At 71.2% G+C, this 8328-nt stretch carries 3 protein-coding genes and 2 pseudogenes; 2 read left to right on the forward strand and 3 right to left on the reverse strand.

All coding sequences use genetic code 11. The annotated features are described in order from the left end of the window. Positions 1-16: 16 nt before the first annotated feature. Positions 17-289 (forward strand): annotated as a pseudogene (locus ACFW9D_RS04345) (FAD-dependent oxidoreductase); the annotation flags it as partial. On the opposite strand, the pseudogene ACFW9D_RS04350 reads toward ACFW9D_RS04345, so the two are convergent. The 3 genes and pseudogenes from ACFW9D_RS04350 to ACFW9D_RS04360 all read right to left on the reverse strand — a co-directional run. Beyond that, a pseudogene (locus ACFW9D_RS04350) lies at positions 211-600 on the reverse strand (transposase); the annotation flags it as partial. The pseudogenes ACFW9D_RS04345 and ACFW9D_RS04350 sit on opposite strands and share 79 nt — an antisense overlap. A 127-nt stretch (positions 601-727) precedes the next feature. After that, positions 728-1789 carry an FAD-dependent monooxygenase gene (locus ACFW9D_RS04355; protein WP_384617603.1) on the reverse strand — a complete coding sequence of 354 codons (1062 nt, stop codon included), beginning with the start codon at positions 1787-1789 and terminating at the stop codon, positions 728-730. 297 nt (positions 1790-2086) lie between these two features. Next, positions 2087-3577, reverse strand: a complete 1491-nt coding sequence (locus ACFW9D_RS04360) for a PHB depolymerase family esterase (protein WP_384617606.1) — start codon at positions 3575-3577, stop codon at positions 2087-2089. Positions 3578-3968: 391 nt separating this feature from the next. Between ACFW9D_RS04360 and ACFW9D_RS04365 the strand changes: the two genes are divergently transcribed. After that, positions 3969-8162 (forward strand): S8 family serine peptidase, encoded by a 4194-nt coding sequence (locus ACFW9D_RS04365; RefSeq protein WP_384617609.1) that lies wholly within the window; start codon positions 3969-3971, stop codon positions 8160-8162. Positions 8163-8328 lie beyond the last annotated feature (166 nt).

Here is an 8328-nt window from a genome sequence, read left to right on the forward strand (position 1 = left end):
GACCTGGAGTACGGAGAAGATGATGGACACAGTCGTCGTCGGCGCGGGAATCGCCGGCATCACCGCCGCCCGGCTCCTGCGCGCCGCGGGACAACGGGTCGTCGTGCTCGAGGCGCGCGACCGCGTCGGCGGGCGGATCTGGACCGACCGTACCGCCGGATTCAGTGTCGACCGCGGCGCCTCGTGGATCCACGGCCTCACCGGCAACCCCTTCTCCTCGGCGGCTGCGGCCTTCTCCAATGCGATGAGCACGTCGTTGTCCAGGTGCATCCCGGCAGCGTCGTGGTGAGCGCGCACGGCGGTGGAGTCGACGCTGACCAGGGACAGGTCCACCTCACCGCGCTTCGAGGCTTTAGCGATCAGGTCTTCCAGAAGGATCTCGAAGATGCCGGTGTCACGCCACTTACGGAAGCGGTTGGGCACCGTCGGCCAAGTGCCGAACTCCTTCGGTATCTCCCGCCACTGCCCGCCCGTTCTGAAGCGCCAGATCACGCCCTCGAACCGCTGCCGCAGCCGCTTGGGACACGGGCCGTACCGGCCGATCGGCAGATACGGCCCGATGAACTCCCATTTCTGATCTGTCAGTTGCACGCGCGTCACGCTGGTGGATCTACCGCGGCTTGCCCCGCCCTGAGGGCGAATCCCGCAGATTGCTCACAGTCCGCTTCGCGCCTCGGGCGCGGTGCTGCGGGACTGATGAGCACCGGCCCTTCCCTGGGGCCGGGGGTCACTGATCGCGGCCGCCGAAGGCCGCGGCGCCCTCCTGCCCCTTCACTTGGTTTTCCGTCACGTACGGGCGCAGTTTGGCCTCGTATGCGGTGAACGCGGCGGTGTGGTCGCCGTCGGCCGCGGCCAGGGCGCGGGCCAGGGCGCGGGCGCCGATCAAGGCTTGTGAGGTGCCCATGCCGGCGGTCGGCGCGGCGCAGTACCCGGCGTCGCCGACGAGGACGACCCGGCCGGTGGACCAGGTGTCAAGGTGGACCTGACTGGAGGAGGAGAAGTAGAAGTCGTCAGCGGCCGACATCGCCTTCAGCAGCTCGGGCACGACCCAGCCGGCCCCGGCGAACGCGTCCCGCAGGGCCTGCTCCTGCTCGGTCCGTGGACGGCGGTCCAGGGTGGGCGCGTCGGTGGCGCACGACAGGCTCACCGACATCCGGTCGGCGTCGGCGGCACTGAAGGCGTACACGGCGATGCCGTCGCCGGTCTGCAGCACCCCGCTGTGGTCGAGGCCGAGGATGTTGTCGGCGGTGAACCCGGCGCCCGACATGCCCAGGTGCCGCAGCGCCTGCTCGTGCGGGCCGAAGGCCAGCCGACGGACCTTGGAGAAGAGTCCGTCGGCGCCGACTACGAGGTCGAAGGTGCGGGGCGCGCCGCGCTCGAACTCGACCGCGACACCGTTGTCGTGATGGGTGAGTGCGGTGAGGGAGTCGTCGAAGACGTACGTGAGTTCCGGCTCGGTCAGGCGGTGCAGGATCTTCGTCAGCTCGGGCTTGGCGACCTCCAGTTCACCCGCGAACGTCTCGGCCGGCAGCCGGCCGATCTCTGCTCCGTCCGCGTCGACCAGTGTGGTGCCGCGCATCGCGGTGTCGTGGCTGCGGATCTCTTCCAGGATGCCGAGTTCGTCGAGGACGTCGAAGGCGCCGCCTCGGAAGTCGACGGCGTAGCCGCTGCCGCGCAGACCGGGGGCGCGTTCGACGACGGTGACGTCGTAGCCGTCGCGGTGCAGGAAGTGTCCGAGGGCAGCGCCAGCCACACCGGCGCCTGATATGAGGACCGTGGTGTTCGTCATGGGGCAGGACCGTAGCCCCTGTTCGGCCCCACGGTCTCCTCATATGGATCAATCAAATGGTCAATTCGGCCTCATGTTGCAGCTGTTGGAAGCCAATAGGGTGCCTACCCGTCGGCACCAGGCAGTGCCTGATCAAGCGCGGTTGGGTCCACACCGCCGTCCGCGGTATCGCCGCCTCGGGTGTCAGCCACGCAGCCGCCGGCGGCCACTTCCACTCCCGCAAGGGGCTGCTGCCCCAGGCTCTGTACTGGGGCAGCAGCATCCGGACCGCTCACTGATCACGACTCGATAGGCGCCCTAGCAGCCGGCGTCCGCGACGACGTAGTAGCCGGGTGACGTCTGCCTGAGGGTGTGCGTGATGAAGGTGTTGTACAGACCCATGGCCTGGCCGGAGCCCGTGGCGTACGTCTGGCCGCCGCTCTGGTAGGCGCGGCCGGCGGCGGTGTGCTGGTAGTTGTTCGCCGTGAAGCAGGTGGGTGTGGAGCCGGTGGTGGTCGCCGTCACCGAGGAGGAGACGGCCCCCGCCGCTCCGGCCGAGTCCACGGCCGCCACCGTGTAGGTGTGCGTGGAGCCGGTGGCCAGGCCCGTGTCGGTGTAGGACGCCGACTCCGTGGTGCCCACCTTCGTACCGTCGCGGTAGACGTTGTAGGAGGCCGCGTCGGCCACCGCGTCCCAGCTCAGGCTCACGGTCGTGTCGGTGGTTCCGCCCACGGTCAGGCCGGTGGGCGCGGGCAGGGCGCCCGGGGGCTGGCCGCTGCCTCCGCCGTCCAGTCCCCAGAAGCGGGCGGTGTGGTAGCTGGAGCAGATGGTGTCGAGGTAGTAGGTGCCGGTGGTGCCGCACTGTTCGGCGCCGCTGCCGGGGTCGACCGCGAGGCCGTGGGCCATGCCGGAGATCGAGTAGACCGACACGGCGGGGTTGCCGGAGGCGTCGTCGTACTGGCTCAGCGTGGTGTTGCCGGGGAGGTTCTCGGTGCGGGACGGGGTCTGGTCGATGTCCCACACGTTGGTCCATTGGTCGCGGAGCTCGGTCGCGTTGGCCGGTGCGACGGTGGTGTCCGAGGTGCCCTGCCAGATCGCCACCCGTGGCCAGTGGGTGGTGCCGGAGGGGGCGGCTGCGCGTACGAGGTCGCCCCACTGGGCGGGCGTCTTGTCCGGCGGGCTGTACATACAGGTGTAGGCGGCGGACACGCTGGTCGCGCAGGAGGCGGGGAGCCCGGAGTCGATGGAGCCGCCCGCGAAGACGTCGGGATAGGCGGCGAGCATGTTCGCGGTCATTCCGGCGCCGGCGGACAGACCGGTGATGTAGACGCGCCCGGTGTCGCTCCCGTAGCGCGCGACGGCGGTGTCGACCATCTGCTTGATGGACAGGGCCTCGCCCTTGCCGCGCGTGCTGTCGGCCGAATCGAACCAGTTGAAGCAGGAGTTCGCGTTGTTCGCGCTCGTCGTCTGCGGGAGGACCAGGGCGAACTTGTACTGGTCGGCGAACTTCGGCCAGCCGGAATGGGCGTAGTAGTCGCTCGCGCTCTGCGTACAGCCGTGCAGGGCCACGACGATCGGAGCGTCCTCTGGCAGCCCGTCGGGTGCGTACGCGTACATGGACAGGTTTCCGGGGTTGGAGCCGAAGCCGGTGACCTGGGTCAGGCCCGCGGCCGAGGCCTGGGGGCCGACGGCCACCAGACTGCCCGTCAGGGCGAGCGCGCCCGCGGCCGCGGTGAGCCAACGCCGGATGCCGCCGAGGGTGCGACGGTCCCTCGGGGTGCTGCGGTACGGGGAGTACAGCTGTCCCATGGCTGAAGCCTTCCGTGGGGGAGGGAAGCAGATGACACCGTGGCGGCTGCGGTTCGTACCGCCCGTGTGGCGTTGCATCATGTGGCCCCACTTGCCCACGCCGACATGGGCCAGACAGCCAGGATTGACGGACGATGCATGTGCCGGGCGTCCATGGCCCGGCCGGTGAACAGCCCCATGGAGTTCGGCGAGTTCACCATCGTGGCTCCCAACTGGAAGACGGAATCGGGCTGAGTCGAGGTGGGCTGGGGCGAACTGGCCGAGGATGTGCCGGACTTGGCCCACATGTGCCAGCGACAGCAATGGGCCGCGCGGATCGGTTGTCCGGTGGGTGAGTTCAGAGCTATGAATCCTGTTCATGGTCAAAAAACCACGAAGAACCCGGCGCCTGGTGGCGGTCACGGTGACCACCGTGGCGCTCACCGGGACGCTCACCGCCCTGCCCGGCACCACGACCGCGACCGCGAAGACCCCCGACGCGAAGCAGCGGGTCATCGTCGAACTGACGGGCGACGCCGCGGTGTCCGCCGCCCCCGACGGCTCGCTCACCTCGCAGGCCGACGGCACCGCCGCTGCCGTCGGCGAGGCCCGGAAGTCCTTGACCTCGCGGCAGAACGCCTTCGTCGGCAAGGCGCGGGAGGCAGGCCTGCACCCCGCCTCGCCCCGCAGACTCGGCCTGCTCGTCAACGCCGTGGCGATCACGGTCCCTGCCTCCGAGACGGCGCGGCTGGCCTCGATGCCGGGAGTCGCCGCGGTCCGTCCCGACACACGGATGCAGGTGCTCACGGACTCGAGCGTGCCGCTGACCGGCGCCCCCGAGGTGTGGAAGCGCGAGGACCCCTCCGGGACGAAGGCCACCGGCAAGGGCACGATCGTGGCGGTCCTCGACAGCGGGGTGGACTACGGTCACCCCGATCTGGGCGGAGGTTTCGGCAAGGACCACAAGGTGGTCGCCGGCTACGACTTCGCCAACCGCGACGACGACCCGATGGACGACAACGGTCACGGCACCCACGTCGCGGGCATCATCGCGGGCAAGGCCGCCGGGAAGGAGGGCGTCACCGGCATGGCGCCCGACGCGCGTCTGTTGGCCTACAAGGTCACCGATGACAGCGGCAGCGCCTACACCTCCGACATCATCGCCGGCATCGAGGCGGCGGCCGACCCGGCCAACCCCTACCGGGCCGACGTCATCAACATGAGCCTCGGCGGCCCCGGCGACGGCACCGACCCACTGGGCCGCGCGGCGACCGCCGCCGTCGAGGCAGGGCTGGTCGTCGTCGCGGCGGCGGGCAATGAAGGGCGCGCCGGGAGCATCAGTACCCCGGCGTCCGCCGACGGCGTCATCGCGGTCGGAGCGTCCACCAGTGGGCTGCGGGTCCCCAGCGCGTATCTGGCGGGCAAGGACCCCGAGTTGATCCAGACGTATCGCGGCATCCTCTCCGCGAACCCGCCCGAGGAACCGGTCACCGCCCCGCTCGTGGACGTCGGGGCCGGCACCGACGCGGACTGGGAACGGGCCGGAGACGTGCGGGGCAAGATTCTCCTGGCCGACACACCCGTCGTACCCAGCGTGGAGATGCTGCGTCAGGAAGACCTCGACTGGGCACGCGAGGCCGAGAAGCGCGGCGCGCTGGCAGTCCTCGGCGGCGTCCGGGCCGACAGCGGACCCGTGTTCCTCGCCGGACCGGGGACGGCCGAGGCACAGGCGACCCCCGCGCGGCCCGACCTGTCCGGGACCGCCGCCTCCGGTGACTCGCTGCGCATGGACCGACTGGTCGTGATGGGCATCGACGCGACCCAGTACGAGCCGCTGAGCCGCGCCCTGGCAGAAGGCAAGGTGTCGGTCACGCTGCGCGGCACCGACTCCACCGACGAGATCGCCTCGTTCTCCTCCCGCGGACCCGGCACCGGCTTCGGCCTCAAGCCCGACCTGGTCGCCCCCGGCGTGGAGATCCGCTCCACGATCCCCTCGGCACTGTACGAGCCCGGTGTCTACCGCATGTCGGGCACGTCGATGGCGAGCCCGCACGTCGCCGGGGCCGCGGCCCTCCTGCGGCAACTGCGCCCGGACCAGGACCCCGACGCGATCCGGTCCGCGCTGGTCGGGTCAGCGAAACCGCTCACCGGCACCGGACCCAGCGTCCAGGGCAACGGGCGGCTCGACGTGGCCGCCGCCGCGTCGGCCACCCTCGGCGCCTCCCCGTCGTCGCTGTCCTTCGGTCTCGCCGACCTGGCGGGCAGGACCGTCGGGGGCACCGAGAAGTTCCGCCTGACCAACCCCGGCAAGGAGCCGCTGACCACCAAGCTCAGCAGTTCCGGACCCGTCACCGTGTCCCCGGCCGAGGTCACCGTCCCCGCCGGGGGATCCGCGACCGTCACGGTCACCCTGCGCGCAGACCGCCCGGCCGCCGACACGGAGATCAGCGGCCGGATCACCGCCACACCCTCGCGCGGCCCGGTCCTGCGGATCCCGTACCTGCTCGTGGTCCGGCACCTGGTCGTCCAGGCGTCCCCGGACCCGAGCGACGGCCGCTCCACCGTGCACATCGCCGCCCCGACCGCGCTCGACGCGCCGCCGCGGCTCACCGTCACCCCGCCCCACGGCAAGGCCTTCACCCTGCCCACCACCAAGAACGGGGCCGGCTACTACCAGGCCGACGTGACGGGGAAGAAGGCCGGCGCCTACCGGCTGGCCGTAAGGGCCACGACCGCCGACGGCCGGCGGATCACCGGAACCAGTGCCTTCGAGGTCACCCCCGTCAGCAGCCGCGGCGACCGCTGGGAGCCCGTCGGACCCAACAGCGAGGCCGGCGACCTGGCGTTGACGCCCGCCCGGCCGAAGCAGGCCGTCATGACCCAGTACCGCAAGGCCGCCCCCTGGATGACCACCGACGGCGGTGCGACCTGGCGCCAGGCGGGCCGCCTTCCCGTCGCCGACGGCAACGGCACCGGACCGGTCGTCGTCGACGCACGCCGACCCGAACGCTGGTGGTACGCCGTGAACTCGAACGGCGACCCGACCCGCCGGGGCACGATCCTGCGCACCGACGACAACGGCCGCACCTGGCGCAAGCTCGGCGTACCCGACGCGTACATCGACGTGTTCGTCGCGGACGAGAAGACCCGCACCCTCGTCGCGGTGGCCGGCGGCACGCTGATGGTCAGCACGGACGCGGGCGACACCTGGGCCCCGCACCCCACGGGCGTGACCGGATCCGTCCGCGAAGCGACCCTCGTCGGCGACACCCTGTACCTGGCGACCTTCACGGACGTCTGGAGGATCGACGGTGTCGGCAAGGGCGAGCCGGGTGAGGCCCGGCGCATCCTCGACGCGGCGGACGAAGGCGTCCACGGCCTGGCGGCGGACTCGACCGTCGTGGCGACGTACGTCCCCGGCGAGGGTGTGCGCGGCTCGTACGACCAGGGCCGCACCTGGTCCACCCTCCTGCCCCTGGAGGAGGGCGGTCATGGACTGTCCGCGTCCGGCGGTGACCTGTACCTGCGTGCGCTGTACGGCGCCGGACAGATCAGCCGCGACCACGGCAGGACCTGGCAGCCCGCACCCGGTCCCTCCAAGGCCGCGATCCCGCTGGACTTCGACCGCTGGGCCGACGGTTCGGTGACCGTCTCCAGCGAACAGGACGGTCTCTACCGGGGCACGGACATCGGGAAGGGCTACAAGCGGATCGGTGTGCAGGGCCTGACCACCCTCGCGCTCGCGACCAGCGGCGATCACCTGCTGGCCGGAACGGTGAGCGGCACCTACCGCACCGCGCTCCCCGTGGCGGGTCCCGAGTGGGGCCAGTCCGGCGGCGAGGGCTGGACCGGCCGGATGACCTCGCACCTGGCGGTGTCGCCGAAGGACAGCAAGGTGGTGTGGAAGGTCCGGCGCACCGCGACCGGCATCTTCCAGGTCTCGCGCAGCGCTGACGCCGGCCGGACCTGGGAGGTGAAGGGAAAGTCTTCGGAGATCCCGAAGGCGATCCTCGTCCACCCGGCCGACCCCGACTGGGTGGCGATCAGCTACGAAAGCCTCATGAGCGAGGGCCTGTTCACGACGCGCGACGGCGGCAGGACCTGGAAGAACCTGCGCCACGCGAGGGCCTTCGACGCCATGGCCGGTGACCCGAGCGATCCTCGGCGCGTCTGGCTGGGCAACGCCTCCGGCCTGTACCGCTCGGACGACGGCGGCGTCACCACGACCAAGGTCGCCGACGGCCCCGTCTCCGCGATCGTGAACGACGGTCGGCGCCTGGTCGTGGGCGGCACGTCGATCCGGGTCAGCACGGACGACGGCAGGACGTTCCGCACAGCCGACACGGGCCCGCTCGCGATCCACGTCTCGGACCTGCTGCAGGTACGCGGAACGCTCTACGCCGCCACCAAGGGCTCCAAGGAATCGGGGCTCGTCCAGGGCGGCCGGGGCGTACTGCGCAGCACCGACAACGGCCTGACGTGGGAGAACATTTCGAGCGGGCTGCAGAACACCGACACCACCAAGCTGACCGCCACCGCCGACGGCCGCACACTCTTCGTCGGAACGGTCGACGGCGGCGTGCACCGCTTGAAGCTGCGCCGCTGACGGCCCGGCGCGGCATGCACCCGGCATGTCGCGCCCGGACGCAGTGAGTACATGCGCGAACCCGCGCCGGGGGGGGGGGGGGGGGAGGAGACCGCACAGCTGGAGGAGGGGAGAGACGACTGGGGGGTGGAGGGGGAGAGGGGGGAGGGGGGGGAGGGGCTGGAGA

Source organism: Streptomyces sp. NPDC059524 (genome assembly GCF_042749255.1).
Taxonomy (GTDB): domain Bacteria; phylum Actinomycetota; class Actinomycetes; order Streptomycetales; family Streptomycetaceae; genus Streptomyces; species Streptomyces xanthii.